The organism is Hoeflea sp. CAU 1731, from assembly GCF_039888615.1.
GTDB lineage: Bacteria > Pseudomonadota > Alphaproteobacteria > Rhizobiales > Rhizobiaceae > Flavimaribacter.
Genome location: NZ_JBDQQS010000009.1, coordinates 17,374 through 35,174, shown reverse-complemented (window position 1 = coordinate 35,174; position 17,801 = coordinate 17,374). Strand labels below are relative to the sequence as shown.

Below are 17,801 nucleotides of genomic sequence, written 5' to 3'. Positions count from 1 at the left end.
ATAGTGTGACGGGCACTGGTGGCTTGTCCGAATTGACGCCATTGCCCGTCGCCCTCAGCCGGTGCTGCCGAAGGAGCCCGTTTTTTGGAATTCCTGTTCTTCCTGATCCGGCGAATTCTCTGGTCGCTGCTGGTGCTTGTCGGCCTGTCGATGGTGATATTCACGATTGCCCGCTGGGTGCCCGGCGATCCGGCGCGGCTTGCGCTCGGTCCACGGGCCAGCCAGGAACAGGTCCAGGCGCTGCAGGACAAGCTGGGGCTGAACAAGCCGATGGTGGAACAGTACGGCCTTTTCGTCGCCGGACTGGCGCGCGGCGATCTCGGCTATTCGCTGCTGACGGAACGGCCGGTCAACCACGATATTCGAGACACCTTCGCCGCCACCTTCGAACTGGTGCTCTTCACGATTACGCTCGCCTTCCTGTTCGGCATGCCGATGGGCGTGGCGGCCGCCTACTGGAAGGACCGATGGCCGGACAACGTGGTGCGGCTGGTGGCGCTGTTTTCCGCCGTGGCGCCGGCTTTCTTTCTCGCATTGCTGCTTCAGATCCTTGCAGGCTATGTCCTGCATGTTTTGCCGACCACAGGCCGGCTGCCGCACGGAATGGACTTTACGGCGAGTATTACCGGCCTGTTGACGATTGATTCCCTGCTTCTCGGACGTCCTGACGTTTTCGTGCAGGCGGTAAGGCATTTGTTGCTGCCGTCGCTTGCCCTGTCCTCGACCACGCTCGGGCAGATCGCCTTGACAACGCGATCGTCGATGATCGACGTTTCCAGCCAGGACTATATTGAAGCGAGCCGCGCTTTCGGTGTTCCGGAACGGGTGCAGATCTTCAAGTACATGCTGCGGCCGAGCTTCGTTCCTCCGATGACCATCCTGGGTCTCGCCTTCGCGTCTCTCATCGGCTCCGCCTTCGTCGTGGAGCTGGTCTTCTCCTGGCCGGGCATGGCCGCCTACGGCGTCCGCGCCATCATGCAGAAGGATCTCAACGCCGTCATGGGCGTGGTCATGGTTTCGGGCGTCTTCTTCGTTGCGGTCAATCTGGCGATCGATGTCATGGTTGGCGTGGTCGATCCGCGCGTTCGTGTCAGGGGAGCGCGCTGATGACGGACGCGACAACCGTTTCCCAACCGCGCCGGCTCTCCAACGCCGATCAGAACTGGTACCGCTTCACGCGCAATCCGACAGCGCTGATCGGCGCCGGCATCGTGATTTTGTGCATTCTTGCAGCAACCTTCGCGCCGTTCATTACGCCTTATCCGGATCATGTGGGAGCAGTGGTGGATTTTCGTTCCCGTCACCTTCCGCCGTCCGCGGATTACTGGTTCGGCACAGACAATGTCGGACGCGATATTTTCTCACGCACGATTTTCGGCATGCGCATATCGCTGCTTCTGGCGGTGGTAGTGCTTGGCATCGCGGTTCCTGTCGGAACGATCCTCGGTCTGGTCGCCGGCTATTTCGGCGGCTGGGTGGACATCATCATCATGCGCATAACCGATATCGCTCTCGCCATTCCGGCGCTGGTGATGGCGCTCGCCGTGGCGGCTGTCCTGTCTCCCGATCTCATCAACGCCATGCTCGCCATTGCCGGCCTCTGGTGGACATGGCACGCGCGGCTTATCTACGCGATCACACGGCAATTGCGCAGTCAGGAGTTCGTTGAGGCGGCCGAGACGCTCGGCGCCGGCAAGATGCACATTCTGTTTCGCGAGATCCTTCCCAACTGCGTTTCGGCGCTTGCCGTCAAGACCTCTCTGGATTGCGGCTTTGTTATCATCGTCGGCGCGTCCTTGTCGTTCCTGGGCCTTGGCATACAGCCGCCGACGCCCGATCTCGGGACCATGGTCGCCTCCGGATCCGACTTCCTGCCGGATTACTGGTGGGAATCCGTGCTGCCGGGTTGCGCCATCCTTTTCGTCGCCCTCGGATTCATCCTGCTTGGCGACGGACTGCGCGATCTCTTTGATGTAGAGGAGGTCCGATGAGCGAAGCTTTACTCAGCGTCCGTGATCTGTGCGTCGATTTCACCACCTATGGCCGTCCGCTCAGCGTGCTGAAAAATGTGTCGCTGGATGTCGCCGCCCGGTCGCAGGCAGCGCTTGTCGGCGAAACCGGCTCGGGCAAGACGGTGACCACCAAGGCGATCATGGGAATCCTGCGCCAACCGCCGGCGACCATCACCGCAGGCCGTATCCTGTATGACGGTCGCGATCTCCTGACGATGTCGAAGAAGGAACGGCTGGCGCTGCGAGGCACCGCGATGGCCATGGTCTTCCAGGATCCTGTGCGTTCGCTCAATCCGGTGTTTTCAATCGGCGACCAGATGCGAACGATACTGAAATACGCAGATCGGCGCCTTGGTCGCCACCGCACGCGCACCCAGCGCATGGATCGTGTGCTCGAAGTTCTGGGACAGGTTCGTATGCGGGAGCCGGAACGCGTCGCCCGATCCTATCCGGTGATGCTGTCGGGCGGGATGTGCCAGAGGGTGCTGATCGCGATGGCGCTGCTGAGCGAACCGAAATTGCTGATCGCCGACGAGCCGGGGACCGCGCTCGATGTGACGACCCAGGCGCAGATATTGAGGCTCTTGAACAAACTTGTAGAAGAGCAGGACTTGGCGCTGCTGATGATCACCCACAATCTCGGCGTCGTGCGCGAAACCTCGAACTATGTTTATGTGATGCACAACGGCAAGGTGGTCGAGCACGGTCGGACCGACGAAATATTCGCCGCGCCGAAGGAGGAATATACGGGGCGATTGATAGCGGCAGTGCCACGAATGACCGGCGGCATGTCGTTTGGGACGCGGGAGGCGGCGCGATGAGCGGCTCCATGCTCCGGATCGAAAATCTGACCAAGACCTTTCCTGTTCGCAGTGCTTTCGGCCGCATTTCGGGCGAAGTGACTGCGGTCGACAATGTGTCTTTCGATATCGAAAAGGGCAGAGTCTACGGTCTGGCCGGAGAAAGCGGTTCGGGTAAATCGACCATCGCCCGCATGATCATGGGGCTGACCCGCCCCACCGCCGGAAAGATATTTCTCGATGGCCTGAACATCACCGACACCGGCAGCGGCCGCGCAAGGCGCGGCAAGGTCCAGATGGTATTTCAGAACCCCGGATCTTCGTTGAACGCCCGCCGCACCATTGGACAGTCCATTGCGGTGCCGCTGGATGCACACGGTCATCCGCGCCGCGACCGGGCGCGGAGAATCGACGAACTTCTTGAAATGGTGCAGCTGCCGGCGGAGTTCGCCGAGCGCTATCCGCACGAACTGTCAGGAGGGCAAAAGCAGCGTGTCGCGATTGCACGCGCGCTGGCGATTCCTCCGAAATTGCTGGTGCTGGACGAGCCGACGTCCGCTCTCGACGTATCGGTGCAGGCGCGGGTTGTCGACCTGCTCGTCGATCTCGGTCGCCGTCTCGACCTCACATTCCTTTTTATTTCCCACGATTTGAGCCTGATGCGTAATTTCGCACAGTCTGTCGGTGTGCTTTACCTTGGCAAGATCGTGGAAACGGGCGAAACCGCTGAAGTCTTCGAGAATCCACAACACGATTATACAAAGCTGCTGCTTGCCTCCGTCCCGGTCGTATCCGCCGAAGAGGAAGCAATGCGCCCGGCCTTGCCGATAGTCGACGGGGATATCCTGACCTCGGGCAGTTTGCTCGCTGGAAGCAAAACAGGCGTGGAAAGGATGGAAAAATGAATTTTGTCGAGACCCGGGAAGAATTGAGATCGGTTTATCGCGAGGCAAAAGGCAGGGCAGTGCTCAAGGAGCTGAAAAAGCTCGACCCGCATGCAAAAGGTTTCCTTTCAAGAAGCCCTTTTCTTGTAATGGGCACGCAAGACGCCGAGGGCAATGCCGATACGACCCCGAGGGGCGACAAGCCGGGTTTCGTGAAAGTGCTGGACGACACGACCATCGCCATACCGGACCGACCCGGCAACAACCGTCTCGACACCTGGGAGAACGTTATCAACAACCCGGCCGTTGGCCTGATTTTCCTCATCCCGGGAATGAACGAGACGCTGCGCGTCAACGGGACGGGGCGGCTCACGGTCGATGACGATCTGCGGCATGCGTTTGCTGTTGAGGGACGTCCGGCGCTGTCGGTCCTCGTGGTCGAGATCAAGGCAGTCTACATGCACTGCGCCAAGGCCTTCATGCGTTCACAGCTGTGGCAGCCCGACACATGGCCCGACCGGTCGGAAATGCCGACGCTCGGCCAGATCATGAGCGATCAACTCGCTCTGGCCCAGAGCGGAGAGGAACTGGATGAGAATCTGGCCGAAGGTTATCGGAAATCAATGTGGTGAAGTTTGTGACAGCCAAGAAAGAGGCGCGGTCAATGTCGACTGACAAGGGATATCTCCTCAAAGAATCTGATCTGCTTCCGCTGTCAATCGGCGCAGCCCTGCTGGGAACCGGCGGCGGCGGCAACCCCTATATCGGCATGTTGCGCGCCCGTGAGATGATCAGAAATGGCGCCAAGGTCCGCATCACGCCGCTGGACGAACTCCCCGACGAAGCCTGGGTCGGCCGGGTCGGCGGCATCGGCGCGCCTGTGGTGGGCGTCGAGAAGATATCGGAGGGCCGGGAATGTTTCCGCGCGCTACGCGCCATAGAGGAGGCGGCGGGCGTCGGAATGTCGGCGCTGATTGCAGCCGAAATCGGCGGCGCCAACGCCATGGCGCCCATCATCACCGCAGCCCAGGCAGGACTGCCGGTAATCGACGGCGACGGAATGGGGCGCGCGTTTCCCGAAGTGCAGATGACGACCTTCTCGATCTATGGTCCGGCGGCTTCCCTGACAGCCCTTGCCGACGACAAAGGCAATGTCGTCCTTTTCAGGGAACTGGTCGACGCCTATTGGCTGGAACGCTTCGCGCGGTCGGTGGCCGTCGATATGGGCGGTGGAGCGGGCGCCGCCGGAGCTCCGCTGTCGATGGCGGTCGTGCGAAAGACGGCGGTGCCCGATACGGTTACGCTTGCCCTCAGGATTGGCGAGACTGTTCTCGACGCGAGGGAGAGGCGCCTCAATGTCATTGAACGCATAATCGATCTGACCGGCGGCAAGATATTCTTCACGGGCAAGATCACTGATGTCCGGCGCGAGCTGACGGGCGGTTTCGCCCGCGGACACGCGCTACTCTCAGGATTCGACCAGTGGTCGGGATCGGAGGCGCGCATCGCCATCCAGAACGAGAATCTCGTTCTGTGGATCGACGGCGAGCCGGCCATAATGGTGCCGGATCTGATCATGAACCTGGAGATCGACAGCGGCGAACCCATCACAACGGAGATGCTGCGCTACGGCCAGCGCGTCGCAGTCATCGGAATGCCGGCGCACCCTTTGATGAAGTCGTCAAGGGCGCTGCAAGTGGTTGGACCACAAGCCTTCGGCTACCCCGATCTGACCTATAGTCCGCTTGCAGCATAAACGGAGGCATCTGCGTCTTTCGGCCAGACTGTGCTTCCGGGCGGGTCCGGAGATCGCCAGACGTTCACGCTCAGCGCCATTGCCGCCCGATCTGCGCAAACCGTGGGCCTGACGCCATTCGCCTATCTCACCCGTTGACGCATGGTGAAGGCAGGCGAGTTTTTGCGTATGGACGGGCTGGACATGGCCGAGATCGCCGAACGCTGTGGCTATACTTCCGTTCCGGCGATTTCCCGAGGCTTCGCTGACACGTACGGTTTCGGCCGGGAGGATGGCGGCGACGGCGTTCCCGGTCCTGACAGGCGTCTCGCAAGAGGTTGATTTCTTCGATAGAAATCCTACCTGTGATTGACCGAAAGCATCGGCAAAGCCCGCTTTCGGACGAGGAGGAGACGCCATGCCGCAAACTCGGGTTGCGGAATTCGGAGCGCCTGCGACAACCTTGAGGGCGCTTCTCTACGCCGGAGGGCCGGAAACAAAGGCCGTGCGCGACATCGAAAATGGATGGAGCTTTCGCGTTTCAACGCCATGTTCGACAAGACGATTCAATGGGCGGCTCGGCTTGAGAGGCAGGAAGGTTTGTCGACCTCTTGCAGCGTGTCGTCATTCCGGGACTTTACCATCCGCGCTGATTGGCGCTAGTGTTCCTTCGCCGAGGTTTGTATCCCCTGTGGCTGACAACGAACGGGCTTTGGCGCCGACAAGAACACGAGCCAGGTAAAATTTCTGGTGTGCCACCTGGATTTGATATTTGATGATGAGAACACACAACTACCAACAAATGTCAGATCCGCAACACTAGTCTCCGGCATCGGGCAAACGGAGTGACTGAATCCGGGCATGTACAATCCATCTACAGTCGTCGCATCCACTTTCGCCGACCATCTGACCGATACGTATCTGCGTTTTTTTTCGGGACGGAAGCCGGCGTTTGGCCCAATCATCGGAAACGTGGCCCGTCTGGCGCTTGAGCGCCTCAACAATTCCGACGCGCTCTACCACAATACAGAGCACACGATCATGGTCACGCTGGTTGGCCAGCAGATCATAGAAGGCCGCCTGCTGACGGCGTCCCTGGAGCCTGAAGACTGGGCCCACTACATACTCGCCTTGCTGATGCACGATATCGGCTACACCCGCGGGATCTGCGAGGGCGATGGCCCGTGCACCGTGGTGATCAACGAAAAGGGCGATACGATCATGCCCCAGCGCGGCGCTTCCGACGCCAGCCTGGCGCCGTTTCATGTCGATCGCGGCAAGATCTTCGTCCGGGAGCGCTTTGCAAATGTCGAGCTGATCGACCACGAACGCATCGCGCGCGCCATAGAATGTACGCGATTTCCCGTGCCTGACGATCCCGACTATCTCAAAACCGATACGGAACCGGCGCTGGTGCGGGCCGCCGATCTGATCGGCCAGATGGCCGACCCCTATTATCACCGCAAGATCAACGCTCTCTACTACGAGTTCACCGAACTCGGGGTCACCGACATGCTGGAATATACCTCGCCCATGGACATGGTCGAGCGCTATCCGCAATTCTTCTGGTCCAAGGTACAGCCCTATATCGGCCCGGCGCTGAACTATCTGGAGCAGACGCTAGAAGGCAAGCAATGGGTCGCGCAGCTCTACAATCACGTCATCCAGTCGGAAAACAAGACTGGCTGCATGGGTCCGTTTCCCGGCCCGGCGGAAGGTGAAGCCGAGTAGTTCTTATCCTCCATGCCGCCGGGCTTTCGTCTCGGCAAGAAGCTGTCGGGCTATTGCAATCGGAAACATCTGCCGTTCTGAAAGACAGAAAACGGCAAGCGACTCGTAGTAGATCAATATCCATCTTGCATGTCTGAGATAGATCGGCTCTCTGCGGCCCGATGTTTTGTTTGCGCTACAAAATCAAACAACCAGCCAGAGCCGGAGGCTGTGCGACGGCTCAATTGCAGATTTGGCGACTGTTGCTCTGCGATCGCCAATCCGGGGTTCTAACGCGCAAGCCAGCCGCCATCGACCGGCAGCACTGAACCGTGAACATAGTCCGCCGCGCGGGAGGACAAAAACACGGCCGCGCCTGCGATATCGTCCGGCGTTGCCCAACGTCCGGCGGGAATGCGATCAAGGATCGCTTGCGAACGATCGGGATCGTCTCGAATAGCCTGCGTGTTGTTGGTGACCACATAGCCAGGCGCGATGGCGTTGACATTGATCCCTTTGCCGGCCCACTCGCAGGCGAGAAGGCGCGTCAGGCCGGCAAGACCGCTTTTGGACGCCGTGTAGGAGGCAATGCGAATCCCGCCCTGGAAGGACAGCAGCGAGGCGATGTTGACAATCTTGCCGCCGCCATTGGGGATCATCCGCCGGGCGGCCGCCTGCGAGAGAAAGAATGCGGATTTGAGATTTGTGTCGATGACCGTATCCCAGTCATTTTCGGTAAAATCGATCGCGTCGCGACGACGGATGACGCCGGCGTTGTTGACGAGGATGTCCACGCCGCCGCCCCAGGCGACTGTCTCTTCGACAATGCGACCGTGGTCCGCCGTCGTCGACAAATCGGCGCGAACTTCGATCATGGCGCCATTACCGATCATCGCCGCCGTTTCGTCCATCGGCGAACGCCCGACCGCGGCCACTTTCGCGCCCGATCCCGCGAGAGCGACGGCGATCGCCTGACCGATGCCGGTATTCGCGCCGGTGACGATCGCGACCTTGCCGTCAAGACGGAATTCCTCCGGTCCGATGCTCACCGGAGAGCCTCCATAGCGACGAAATCCATGTCATCGAAATCCTGGTTGTCCCCTGCCATCGACCAGATGAACGCATATCGCCCCGTACCGGCGCCGCAATGGATCGACCAGCCCGGCGAGAGGATCGCCTGTTCGTTGGCGACCACCAGATGACGCGTTTCGTCCGGTTCGCCCATGAAATGGAAGACGCGCGTCTGCGGCGCCATATCGAAATAGAGATAAAATTCGGTGCGCCGGTCGTGTGTGTGACAGGGCATAGTGTTCCAGACACTGCCGTCCTCGATCACGGTCATACCCATCACCAATTGGCAGGTTTGGCAGATATCCGGGTGAATATATTGCCGCAGAATTCGTTTGTTGGCGTCAGACTGCGTTCCAAGATCAAGACGATTGGCGTCTTCGGCGGTGATGCGCCTCGTCGGATGCGCCGTGTGCGCGGGCGTCGACACGAGATAGAATTTGGCCGGGTCGTCACTGCTGCGGCTGCGAAAGCGGACATTGCCGGTTCCCGCCGGAATATAAATGCAGTCCGTGCTTTCGGCGATCATCGTCTCTCCGTCGATCGCCACCTCTCCGGCGCCGCCAATATTGAAGATCCCCATTTCACGGCGCGCAAGGAACGGATCGGAGCCAACCTGCTTTTCGGTCGTCAGAACAAGTTCCCCGTCCAGAGGCATGGCGCCTCCGACGATCGTCCGGTCGAGATGGCTGTAGGTCAATCCGATCCGACCGGGAGTAAATATCGGTTCAATCAGGAAATTCCGTCTGAGGTCCCGCGTATCGAATCCGCGCGCTTCGGCCGGACTGATCGCCTGTCTTACTGGCATGGTCATGATATCCTCCCCATCGAATATTGATTTTATTTGCCGGCAAATAGTTTTTCGTCGAGCGACGGATCGATCGTGAAGTAATCCGGCCATAAATCCCGGAAGATCGAAATGTCGAGTTGCAGCTTGTCGAGATGTTCGTTCATCCGGGCGACGGCGGCGTCGGCCTCGCGCGCGGCCATGGCGTCGAGGACTTCCGTGTGTTCCTTCACGACCATCGGCATGCGTCCGTTCTGGGGCAAGGTTAGACGCCGGTAGCGTTCGACCTGGATTCGAACCTGCTGGATCATTTTCCAGATTCCCGGATATTGCGCGGCCGCCGCGATGCTGGCGTGAAACTTGTCATCGGCCTGGTGAAACGCCTCCTCGTCGCCGGCGTCCGCCATTTCCTGCTGTTGCTGGATGATAGCTCGCATCTGCATGATCTGGCTTTCGCTGGAAAGTTCGGTCGCCGCGCGCACTGTGACCTCCTCAAGAGCCCGCCGCGCGACCAGCGCCTCGCGAACGACCGAAAGCGGTATGCGCGCAACGAAAGTTCCAGATTTCGGCGCCACTTCCACAAGACCGTCCTCGACGAGCCGAAGCACGGCTTCGCGCACCGGCGTCCGGCTGACGCCATACTGCTCGGTAAGCTTGCGTTCCAGAACCGGAGCGCCCGGCGCGAGCTCCATGGTGACGATGGCCTTGTGGAGATCGCGATAGACAATGTCGGAGTTCTTGGCGGCGCTGCGCACCCGTATCCCGGAACTCGCAGCCGGCGGCGCATTGGCGGCCCTCGGCTTCCGTCTTGTCCGGTTCTCCAAAGCCGCATCCGTTTCTGACTCTGCCATCGCCTGCCTGTATCTTCCTGTCGATTCCGCTTCATGCACAATTATGACGTGCGTCTTCAGGACGCCTCTTGCGCCTCGCTTCAATCTAGTATATCTAATATATCTTGTATACCAGTTAATTTTCATCACCTGCCCGATGGTGGAGGAACCCGCGGGCCGGATAAGGGAGGAAATGATGATTGCGAAACTGTTGAGGCCGGCTGTGCTGGCTGCGGCGTCGCTATTTGCCGCACTAGGCGTTGCCCATGCTGTCGATCTGAAGTGGGCGCATGTCTACGAAGAAGGCTCGTCCTATCACAAATGCGCCCTGTGGGCAGCCGACGAGATCGGCAAAAAAACAGACGGGCGGGTCAATATCACCGTATTTCCGGCCTCTCAGCTCGGAAACGAATCCGACATCAACGAGGGTCTGACCATCGGCTCCGTCGACATCATCTACACCGGACCGAATTTCGCCGAGCGCGACTACGGACCAATCGCCATTTCCGACTATCCCTTCATGCTGAAGAACTACGATCACTGGAAAGCCTATCGCGACAGCGACCTGTTCACGGATCTGGCCGCTGGCTACAAAGACGCCACCGGCCACACCGTCATGGCGATCACCTGGTACGGCTATCGCCACGTGACGTCGAAATTTCCGATCATGAAGCCCGACGACATGAAGGGGCTAAAGATCCGCGTGCCGGATTCTCCGGTCATGGTCATGTTCCCCAACGCCGTAGGCGCCAATCCAACGCCAATCGCCTTCGCCGAGGTGTATCTCGCCCTGCAGCAGGGCGTGGTCGACGCACAGGAGAATCCGCTTCCCACCATCAAATTCAAGAAGTTCTACGAAGTGCAGTCGAACATCAACCTGACCGGCCATATCGGCAATTCGCTGATTATCATCGTGTCGGACAGCGCGATGGGCAAGATTGGCGACGACGCCGGGACGGTGGAAGCCGTCATGAAGGAAGCAGCCGCCATGTGCGCCGAGGAGATCAATCAGGCCGAGAGTGATCTGGTGCAATGGTTCCGCGACGAGGGCATCCAGGTCAACGAAGTTGACAAGCAGGCTTTCCAGGACGCCGTCTATCCTATCCTGACCGACGAATCGAAGGTCCCTTACGAAAAGAGCCATTTCGAGCGCATGCAGGCGCTCGCCAACTGATGGCCGGGCTTCTGCGGCGGGGAGCGCAATGAGCGACGAGTCAAAGGAAACCGGCGGGCGCGCTGAACGCGCGCCCGTCGATCTAGTGATTGAGGAAGAAAAAACCTCTATTTCCGACATCCAGTGGATCGACATTCCGGCGATCGTCGTCTTCTGGGTCCTGGCGGTCGTCGTCTTTCTGCAGTTCTTCACCCGCTACGTGCTCAACGATTCGCTCGCCTGGACCGAGGAGGTGGCTCGTTACCTGCTGATCCTGGTCTGCTTCCTGGGGTCGATCAGCGCAGTGCGGCGCGGCGGACATATCGCGCTGGAGTTTTTTATTCGCATGGTTCCGTCCGCCTATGGCAAGGCGATGGCGGTCGTCGCCGAACTCATCACATTTGCTCTCTATGGCGCTTTGACGGTCATCGGTTTCACGCTGATCAACAAGACACGCCAGAAGATGGTGACGCTGCCCGTGCCGAAAGCATGGATTTACGCCATCTGCGTGGCGGCGCTCGCGGCCATGACGGTCTATTCGGCAATCTTGCTGTGGCGCAAGATCCGCCAGAAGCCTGAAGACATCATCGCCGATCTCGATCAGCACCTCACCACGGATTAGAGACCCCATGTCGATACTGCTCATGATCGGTATGCTTTTCGCGTTGATGATCATCGGGGTGCCGGTCGCGGCGGCGCTGGCTCTCGCCTCGCTCGCCTTTGTCGCCACCAACGGCATGCCGCCGATGATCGTGCTCGCCAACATGGTCAACGGCATCAATTCATTTCCGTTGATCGCCGTGCCGTTCTTCATCCTGGCCGGCAACCTGATGAACAGCGCCGGCATTACCACAAGGATATTCAACTTCGCGCGTGCTACGGTTGGCTGGATGCACGGCGGGCTTGGACACGTCAATGTCGGCGCCAGCGTCATCTTCGCCGGAATGTCGGGCGCTGCGGTCGCCGACGCGGGCGGCCTCGGCAATATCGAGATCAAGGCGATGCGGGACGCCGGTTACGACACGGACTTTGCAGTCGGCATCACCGCCGCCTCTTCCACCATTGGCCCGATCATTCCGCCTTCGCTTCCGCTGGTGATCTACGGCGTGCTTGCCGACACCTCGATCGGACAATTGTTCACCGCCGGCCTGCTGCCGGGACTGATGATGGCCCTTTCCCTGATGATCATGGTCGCCTGGTATTCTCGCAGAAGGAACTACCCGCGCGATATGGGCTTTCGTTTCGGCCGGTTCGCCCGCAGCTTCGTCGACGCCTTCCTGCCCCTTATGACGCCGGCGATCATCATTGGCGGTATCATGGGCGGTCTTTTCACGCCGACCGAAGCGGCGATCGCCGCCGTGGCCTATTCCATGTTCCTGGGCATCGCCGTCTACCGAACGCTCGACTGGCGCAAGATCCTGCGCGTTTCGATGGACACCGTTCAGACAACGGCCGCAATCATGTTGATCGTCGCCGCCTCGACGATCTTCGCCTGGATTCTGACAGCCAACCAGGTCGCGCTGCACTTTTCGCAGGGCCTGCTCGCGGTGACGGAAAACAAGGTCGCGCTGCTTTTGCTCATCACGCTGATCATATTGATCATCGGCTGCTTTATGGAAACCATAGCCGCCATCACGATCCTGACGCCGGTGCTGTTACCCGTGGCCGTATCGCTCGGCGTGGATCCGGTGCATTTCGGCATCATCATGATCCTCAATCTGATGATTGGCCTTCTGACGCCGCCGGTCGGCATGGTCCTCTATGTGCTCTCCAAAGTCGCGGCCGTGCCTTTCGAGCGCTGCGTCACGGCGACCGCGCCGTTTCTCGTACCGCTGGTGATCGTGCTGTTGCTCCTGACCTTCATTCCGTCGATATCCATGTGGCTGCCGACGATGCTCTACCGATAGATCGTGGGGAACCCTAACCGTCATTCGATCGTTGGTGCTTCAAAAGGGAGTTCAACGATGGAAAATCACGGCAAGACAAAGAAACCCGAAGATCTGACCGAGAGCGATCTCGCGCAAGAAAAGATGGGCGACAACAGCTTGCAGGGCAACGACCAGGAACAGGTGCGCAATCAGCGCCACGCCGTTCCCGACGTGAAGCTGGAGACGGACGGCGTCATCGAGAGTTTCGAGAAGCTCGACAAGGACAAGCGCGCCAGGGAAGACCTTGGCAAGGGAAACCGCAACTCCGGCGCCTCCAGCGACTGATGCTATTTTGCGAAGCGGAGCAGCAGGTCCGCCCGGTCGCGGCCGAGTTCGATACGGCAGGAACGGATGGCTATGCCTGTGCCGGACCCGCCGCCGAAGGTCGAACCGACATAGTCGCAATGGACGTCGCGAAAGGTTGACCAGGCATCTTGCGCTTTCTCCAGCGCCGGGACGGCTGCCGCACGGCCCGTTGTTTCGTCGAGTTCCTTCGCGGCGTTCATGGCGAATTGCAAGGACAGTTTAACCGTCTCGTCGACCATCGCCTCGGTCTTGGCGACACATTCTGCGGTCTCCACCTGACTGCCGCTGCCCATTGAACATTCAAACGATGGATCGGCGATCGCCGATGCGGGAAGCAGTACGGTCAGGGAGGCTGTCATTAGACAACGCAATCTCATTTCCATCCTCCTCAACTTCCGAAACGGCGGTAGTTTAATTCAGACACGCTCACATTCACAGTTGTGATCGAGCTCTGGCGAAGGCGTCGCTATTGTTGCATATAGAGACAGGAATCACGTCGAGGACGCAGCTTGTCGCAACCGGTCACGCCTTCGAATACTTCCGGCTTCGTCCGGGATCGCCTGCCAGCGCTATTCAGCAAGCCCGCAAGAGCGAAGCTCAGGCTTTGGACAGGCTTGATTCTTCTCTTCTTTGCAACCACCCACCTTCTCAGCCACGCCGCCGGCAACATTTCCTATGCAGCGCTTGCCCGCACGGGCGACTTCCACGATTTTGTCTGGCGTTCGCTCGCCGGCACGATCATTCTCTACGGCGCGCTTATCATCCACGCCGGCCTTGCGATCGCCAAGACGCTCGGTCGGCGGACCTTCCGCATTCCAATGAGCGAATTGCTGCAACTGGTGCTCGGCCTGTCGATCCCCGTCTTTGCAGCGGAGCATTTGTATTACACCCGCCTGAGCGCCGAACTGGTCGACGCGAAACTCAACTATCAAACCTATTTGAGCATCGCGTGGCCGTGGGTGTTCTGGAAACAGACCGCGCTCGTCGTCGTGGTCTGGATCCACGGCATGATCGGCGTTCACCTGTGGCTGCGCCACAAGCGCTGGTATGCACCGTGGCGTCCCTGGCTGTTTTCGGCGGCAGTCGCCATTCCATTGCTTTCCGCGACCGGATGGACGACCGCGGGCAAGGAGCTGATCCTGTCCGGCAGGGCCGAAATTGCGCTGACCAACGACCAAATCAACCAGCTCGCCGTCCAGGCGCTGCTTGCGCAACAGCTCGCTTTCACAGGCTTCGTGCTGTGCTTCCTGTTTCCTGTCGGCGTGATGACCGCACACCGCCTGAAATCCTCCATGACGGTCTCTTATGTGGGCGGCAAACAGATCCGCACCGCGCCAGGACCGACATTGCTCGAAATCAGCCGGGCGAACAACATCGCCCACACCTCGATTTGCGGAGGCCGGGCGCGCTGCTCGACCTGTCGGGTTCGGGTGGTGGCGGGAATTGAACAACTGCCACCGCCAGACGCCAGGGAGGCGGCCGTGCTGAAGCAGATCCAGGCGACGGCGGATGTGCGTCTCGCCTGTCAGATCCAGCCGACGCGCGACATATCCGTGATCCGGCTCGTGCAACCCCGCGTTCAGAACATTTCCGGCAGTCGGTCGGACATGTATCGCTGGGGCGTCGAGCAACCGGTGATCGTCATGTTTACCGATCTGCGCGGATTCACACGCTTCTCCGAAAAGAGGTTGCCCTACGACGTCTTGTTCGTACTGAACGCCTATCTCGAATCGGCGGCTGAAAGGATTGCACGCAACAATGGCCTGGTCGACAAGTTCATGGGTGACGGCATCATGGCGCTGTTCGGGGTTGATCGCAGTTTCGAACAGGCGTCACGGGACGCTTTGCGCGCCGCGGTCGCCTTGCAACAGGGCATGGATACGCTGAACGCGGAACTGAAGCTGCATCTAGACGAACCGCTGAAACTCGTCGTCGCGATCCACGGCGGTCCCGCGATCATCGGCCAGATCGGTCGGGTGGATAACGAAGCGCCGCTGACCGCGCTCGGCGACACGGTCAACACCGCCTCGCGGCTGGAAGGCATCGTCAAGCAGAAGAACGCCCGCATTGTGTTCTCGCGGCAGATCGCCGAGGCCGCGGGCCTTTCAATCGACGATATTGGCGAGCGCGACGAAGCGCCTATCCGTGGCCGCGAAGGGGTGGAGGAAATATGCCTGATCTATGATATCGAAGCGTTGGCGGGCCTCGTCTGACGATCAGCGCGACGCGACGGCGATCTTCCGGAGAATGGCGACAAGTTCCTCCGGTTGCGAATGAAACGGCGAATGGCTCGCGTGAAGTTCATGAACGGTTGTTTTCCCGCCGAGGGCCGCATCGGTCAGCGCTATCATCTTTTCCTGTCCGGCCGGCGTAATCGCGCGATCGTCATGACACCGCACATAGTGACGCGCCACGGACCCGAAACGCTCGACTGTCGCCGCCGAGGGATTAACCGCGACCTGCACCGGCTCGTCGCTGTGCAACTGCGCCACGGCCTCAGCGAAGGCCTCCTCATTGAGATCGGCGTAGAATGCTTCCCGCAACCGCGCGCGATCGTCCGGATCGTCAGACAGCGTGTCGATGCGAAGGGCGCCCACGACTTGCGGATCGGCCACGAACAGCGACGGCACGACGGCGTCCGCCATGGCGGGATCCTGGATCATCGCGATCGCCGGCATGCCGGGCGGCAGCATGAAGGCAGTGAGGAAGACAACCGCCTCGAGCGCATCCGGAATGGCCTCCGCCACCGGCGATATGGTGACGCCGCCCATTGAATGGCCGACGAGAACCACCTTACCGTTCGACCGTTCGGCCATCTGTTCGACGCTGTTGATCACAGCGTTTGTGCGCTCTTCCTGCCCGACTCCGGCGTTCGGTGACGGTTCGGTGGCGAGCGCGGCCATGTCGCGGGCCTGCAATGATGCAGGCGCCGCGGCGTTTGCGCCGGCGCCGGGAAGATCGATCGCAGCGCAGGCGAAACCCTCGTCTTGAAGCAGTCCGATGACTTTGTTCCAGCAGGCGCCGTTGTGCCAGGCGCCGTGCACGAACACGAATCCGGGATTATTGTGCATGGATCCTACCTCCTCCGTTGTGCGTCTGATATTATGCGCAGCGAAGCCAGAGGTCTTTGTCGGGAGGCGCAAAGTCTTGTCGGGAAACGCAGAACAGCATGATCACCGCTGGATCAGGCGATCAAACGACGCGATCCCGGATCGCGGCAAATTCGATTATTTCGTCGAATCCATTTGTGACACCTTCACGGGTATCCGGCCAGAGCAAACATCGAGCGAGACATTCCGGGCCAAGTTCACCGCGCTTGCTTTGCCAGGCATGGAGCTTGCGCACATCGCCGCCCCGGGCCACCGCGCCCGGCGCGACCGGCGTCTCATTTCGACGCGACCCGACGACAGCATCTTCATCAATTTCGAGCCTGGCCGCGCTTGCGGCGTTTGCTATTCCGAAGACAGTTTCCTGGCGCCGCGGGCAACGCCGCTCATTCTTGACAATGGCGACGGCTTCGCGCTGGAATTCGAAAAAACGGCCGTTATGGATCTCTTTTCGCTGCGCATCGACCGCTCCGTCCTGCCCTGCAGACTGACGGCGTCGCGGATCTGCGAAATCAACCGCTACGCCTGCGCCAGCGAAGCCGGCCGGGCGCTGTCGCAGCAGTTTGCGCTGCTCAGCCAGGCCATGCGCCAGGGCAACGCCCGTCTGTGCGCCTCAATGGCGACATCGGTGCGCGAACTTCTGCATGGCGTCGTAGATCAGAGCGCAGGGGAAAGCCGCCTACCCAATCTCGAACGAATCAAGACGGCCGCGCGCGAGGGCTTGTGCGATCCGGCCTACGGCGTTTCCGACCTCGCCCGGCGGCTCGGCTGTTCCATACGCACAATCCAGACCCGGTTTCGCGAGGCTGACCAGACATTCTCGGGCTGGTTGCTCGAGAGCCGCCTGATGCAGGCGGACGCAATGCTTGCGAACCCTGAACATGCTTTCCGGACAATCTCCTCAATCGCCCATCGCAACGGGTTCTCCGATGTGCCGCGTTTCAATCGAGCCTATCGCCAACGCTTCGCAATGACGCCCGGTGACAGAAGGTCGATAGCCCGTGGCAAACAGATACAGCGAGGATCAACAGCGCAATATCATCACTCAGTGAAAAGATGAGAAGCTTATTCTTATTTACATTACTCAAGTTTACTTATGAGCTTTGCAAAATAAGGGTTGCATTAATCTCAAAATATTCTTGTAAATTACATCCATTATTGTGTTGATCGCATCAACGAAGATCGATAGCTGTTTCCCGCAATGTGTCGGGGGTCACGCTTTGCTTTTAATTACCTATATCGGCTTATCGGCCCTGTCGTTCCTGATGGGCTTCATGGGGAAACACTGGATCGCCATTCCAGTTCTCGCCGTCGTCGCCACGATCCCCTATCTCTTCTTCAAGCCCAGGAGAAATATCCTGATCAGCAGGGCGCAGGACAACGCTCTTGGCGTCTGGCTGTCGGTCGTCTTTTCGTCACACTCCCTCGTCCTGGGCCTGGCCTATCTTGCCGGTCTGGCGATTGGTTAATCAGCCTTTCGG

At 59.7% G+C, this 17,801-nt stretch carries 20 protein-coding genes; 15 read left to right on the top strand and 5 right to left on the bottom strand.

All coding sequences use genetic code 11. The features are described 5' to 3' along the window. The first annotated feature begins 84 nt into the window (after positions 1–84). The 8 genes from AAFN47_RS15385 (at position 85) to AAFN47_RS15350 (ending at position 7,162) form a co-directional block, all read left to right on the top strand. Entirely contained in the window at positions 85–1,107 is a 1,023-nt protein-coding gene (locus AAFN47_RS15385) for an ABC transporter permease (protein WP_499810135.1), read from the top strand. Then, the gene (locus AAFN47_RS15380; protein WP_499810134.1) at positions 1,107–1,991 is read left to right on the top strand and encodes an ABC transporter permease; all 885 of its coding nucleotides are present in this window, start codon (positions 1,107–1,109) and stop codon (positions 1,989–1,991) included. Before AAFN47_RS15385 ends, AAFN47_RS15380 begins: the two co-directional genes overlap by 1 nt. After that, a complete protein-coding gene (locus tag AAFN47_RS15375; RefSeq protein ID WP_499810133.1) occupies positions 1,988–2,833 on the top strand; it encodes an ABC transporter ATP-binding protein in 846 nt (281 codons plus the stop codon). The genes AAFN47_RS15380 and AAFN47_RS15375 overlap by 4 nt, the downstream gene beginning before the upstream one ends. Then, positions 2,830–3,717, top strand: a complete 888-nt coding sequence (locus AAFN47_RS15370; protein ID WP_499810132.1) for an ATP-binding cassette domain-containing protein — start codon at positions 2,830–2,832, stop codon at positions 3,715–3,717. The genes AAFN47_RS15375 and AAFN47_RS15370 overlap by 4 nt, the downstream gene beginning before the upstream one ends. After that, positions 3,714–4,328, top strand: coding sequence for a pyridoxamine 5'-phosphate oxidase family protein (locus AAFN47_RS15365; RefSeq protein WP_499810131.1), 615 nt, complete (start codon positions 3,714–3,716; stop codon positions 4,326–4,328). Before AAFN47_RS15370 ends, AAFN47_RS15365 begins: the two co-directional genes overlap by 4 nt. A 32-nt stretch (positions 4,329–4,360) precedes the next feature. Then, a complete protein-coding gene (locus AAFN47_RS15360; protein ID WP_499810130.1) occupies positions 4,361–5,452 on the top strand; it encodes an S-methyl thiohydantoin desulfurase family protein in 1,092 nt (363 codons plus the stop codon). 168 nt (positions 5,453–5,620) lie between these two features. Continuing rightward, the gene (locus tag AAFN47_RS15355) at positions 5,621–5,773 is read left to right on the top strand and encodes a hypothetical protein (protein WP_499810129.1); all 153 of its coding nucleotides are present in this window, start codon (positions 5,621–5,623) and stop codon (positions 5,771–5,773) included. Between the two features lie 519 nt (positions 5,774–6,292). Continuing rightward, positions 6,293–7,162 (top strand): metal-dependent phosphohydrolase, encoded by an 870-nt coding sequence (locus tag AAFN47_RS15350; RefSeq protein ID WP_499810128.1) that lies wholly within the window; start codon positions 6,293–6,295, stop codon positions 7,160–7,162. 269 nt (positions 7,163–7,431) lie between these two features. Here AAFN47_RS15350 and kduD read toward each other — a convergent pair whose 3' ends face one another. The 3 genes from kduD to AAFN47_RS15335 are packed head-to-tail and all read right to left on the bottom strand — an operon-like array spanning position 7,432 to position 9,847. After that, positions 7,432–8,190, bottom strand: a complete 759-nt coding sequence (gene kduD, locus AAFN47_RS15345; protein WP_499810127.1) for a 2-dehydro-3-deoxy-D-gluconate 5-dehydrogenase KduD — start codon at positions 8,188–8,190, stop codon at positions 7,432–7,434. Next, positions 8,187–9,023, bottom strand: a complete 837-nt coding sequence (kduI, locus tag AAFN47_RS15340; protein ID WP_499810126.1) for a 5-dehydro-4-deoxy-D-glucuronate isomerase — start codon at positions 9,021–9,023, stop codon at positions 8,187–8,189. Before kduI ends, kduD begins: the two co-directional genes overlap by 4 nt. Before the next feature lie 26 nt (positions 9,024–9,049). Beyond that, complete coding sequence (locus AAFN47_RS15335) at positions 9,050–9,847, bottom strand: GntR family transcriptional regulator (protein WP_499810125.1); 798 nt, start codon at positions 9,845–9,847, stop codon at positions 9,050–9,052. Between the two features lie 175 nt (positions 9,848–10,022). On the opposite strand from AAFN47_RS15335, the gene AAFN47_RS15330 reads away from it, so the two are divergent. From AAFN47_RS15330 to AAFN47_RS15315, 4 genes are read left to right on the top strand one after another with little or no spacing between them, the layout of a single operon-like run. After that, positions 10,023–11,000 carry a sialic acid TRAP transporter substrate-binding protein SiaP gene (locus tag AAFN47_RS15330; RefSeq protein ID WP_499810124.1) on the top strand — a complete coding sequence of 326 codons (978 nt, stop codon included), beginning with the start codon at positions 10,023–10,025 and terminating at the stop codon, positions 10,998–11,000. Positions 11,001–11,028: 28 nt separating this feature from the next. Beyond that, positions 11,029–11,601, top strand: a complete 573-nt coding sequence (locus AAFN47_RS15325) for a TRAP transporter small permease (RefSeq protein ID WP_499810123.1) — start codon at positions 11,029–11,031, stop codon at positions 11,599–11,601. A gap of 7 nt (positions 11,602–11,608) precedes the next feature. After that, entirely contained in the window at positions 11,609–12,886 is a 1,278-nt protein-coding gene (locus tag AAFN47_RS15320; RefSeq protein WP_499810122.1) for a TRAP transporter large permease, read from the top strand. 57 nt (positions 12,887–12,943) lie between these two features. Then, complete coding sequence (locus AAFN47_RS15315; protein ID WP_499810121.1) at positions 12,944–13,192, top strand: hypothetical protein; 249 nt, start codon at positions 12,944–12,946, stop codon at positions 13,190–13,192. A gap of 2 nt (positions 13,193–13,194) precedes the next feature. On the opposite strand, the gene AAFN47_RS15310 is transcribed toward AAFN47_RS15315, so the two are convergent. After that, positions 13,195–13,590 carry a lysozyme inhibitor LprI family protein gene (locus tag AAFN47_RS15310; protein WP_499810120.1) on the bottom strand — a complete coding sequence of 132 codons (396 nt, stop codon included), beginning with the start codon at positions 13,588–13,590 and terminating at the stop codon, positions 13,195–13,197. 237 nt (positions 13,591–13,827) lie between these two features. On the opposite strand from AAFN47_RS15310, the gene AAFN47_RS15305 reads away from it, so the two are divergent. Continuing rightward, entirely contained in the window at positions 13,828–15,426 is a 1,599-nt protein-coding gene (locus AAFN47_RS15305) for an adenylate/guanylate cyclase domain-containing protein (RefSeq protein ID WP_499810119.1), read from the top strand. A gap of 3 nt (positions 15,427–15,429) precedes the next feature. On the opposite strand, the gene AAFN47_RS15300 is transcribed toward AAFN47_RS15305, so the two are convergent. Continuing rightward, on the bottom strand, positions 15,430–16,284 hold the full coding sequence (locus AAFN47_RS15300; RefSeq protein WP_499810118.1) for an alpha/beta fold hydrolase: 855 nt from the start codon (positions 16,282–16,284) through the stop codon (positions 15,430–15,432). A 76-nt stretch (positions 16,285–16,360) separates the two neighbouring features. Between AAFN47_RS15300 and AAFN47_RS15295 the strand changes: the two genes are divergently transcribed. Beyond that, on the top strand, positions 16,361–17,380 hold the full coding sequence (locus AAFN47_RS15295) for an AraC family transcriptional regulator (protein ID WP_499810117.1): 1,020 nt from the start codon (positions 16,361–16,363) through the stop codon (positions 17,378–17,380). A 160-nt stretch (positions 17,381–17,540) separates the two neighbouring features. Continuing rightward, complete coding sequence (locus AAFN47_RS15290) at positions 17,541–17,789, top strand: hypothetical protein (protein ID WP_499810116.1); 249 nt, start codon at positions 17,541–17,543, stop codon at positions 17,787–17,789. The last annotated feature ends 12 nt before the right edge of the window (positions 17,790–17,801 follow it).

What these genes read in the sequence shown, in the direction of transcription:
- AAFN47_RS15375 (WP_499810133.1), top strand. Translation starts at nt 1,988, where the DNA reads ATGAGCGAAGCTTTACTCAGCGTCCGTGATCTGTGCGTCGATTTCACC.
- AAFN47_RS15355 (WP_499810129.1), top strand. Translation starts at nt 5,621, where the DNA reads ATGGACGGGCTGGACATGGCCGAGATCGCCGAACGCTGTGGCTATACT.
- AAFN47_RS15365 (WP_499810131.1), top strand. Translation starts at nt 3,714, where the DNA reads ATGAATTTTGTCGAGACCCGGGAAGAATTGAGATCGGTTTATCGCGAG.
- kduI (WP_499810126.1), bottom strand. Translation starts at nt 9,023, where the DNA reads ATGACCATGCCAGTAAGACAGGCGATCAGTCCGGCCGAAGCGCGCGGA.
- AAFN47_RS15350 (WP_499810128.1), top strand. Translation starts at nt 6,293, where the DNA reads ATGTACAATCCATCTACAGTCGTCGCATCCACTTTCGCCGACCATCTG.
- AAFN47_RS15325 (WP_499810123.1), top strand. Translation starts at nt 11,029, where the DNA reads ATGAGCGACGAGTCAAAGGAAACCGGCGGGCGCGCTGAACGCGCGCCC.
- AAFN47_RS15335 (WP_499810125.1), bottom strand. Translation starts at nt 9,847, where the DNA reads ATGGCAGAGTCAGAAACGGATGCGGCTTTGGAGAACCGGACAAGACGG.
- AAFN47_RS15310 (WP_499810120.1), bottom strand. Translation starts at nt 13,590, where the DNA reads ATGAGATTGCGTTGTCTAATGACAGCCTCCCTGACCGTACTGCTTCCC.
- AAFN47_RS15370 (WP_499810132.1), top strand. Translation starts at nt 2,830, where the DNA reads ATGAGCGGCTCCATGCTCCGGATCGAAAATCTGACCAAGACCTTTCCT.
- AAFN47_RS15360 (WP_499810130.1), top strand. Translation starts at nt 4,361, where the DNA reads ATGTCGACTGACAAGGGATATCTCCTCAAAGAATCTGATCTGCTTCCG.
- AAFN47_RS15320 (WP_499810122.1), top strand. Translation starts at nt 11,609, where the DNA reads ATGTCGATACTGCTCATGATCGGTATGCTTTTCGCGTTGATGATCATC.
- AAFN47_RS15300 (WP_499810118.1), bottom strand. Translation starts at nt 16,284, where the DNA reads ATGCACAATAATCCCGGATTCGTGTTCGTGCACGGCGCCTGGCACAAC.
- AAFN47_RS15380 (WP_499810134.1), top strand. Translation starts at nt 1,107, where the DNA reads ATGACGGACGCGACAACCGTTTCCCAACCGCGCCGGCTCTCCAACGCC.
- AAFN47_RS15330 (WP_499810124.1), top strand. Translation starts at nt 10,023, where the DNA reads ATGATTGCGAAACTGTTGAGGCCGGCTGTGCTGGCTGCGGCGTCGCTA.
- AAFN47_RS15315 (WP_499810121.1), top strand. Translation starts at nt 12,944, where the DNA reads ATGGAAAATCACGGCAAGACAAAGAAACCCGAAGATCTGACCGAGAGC.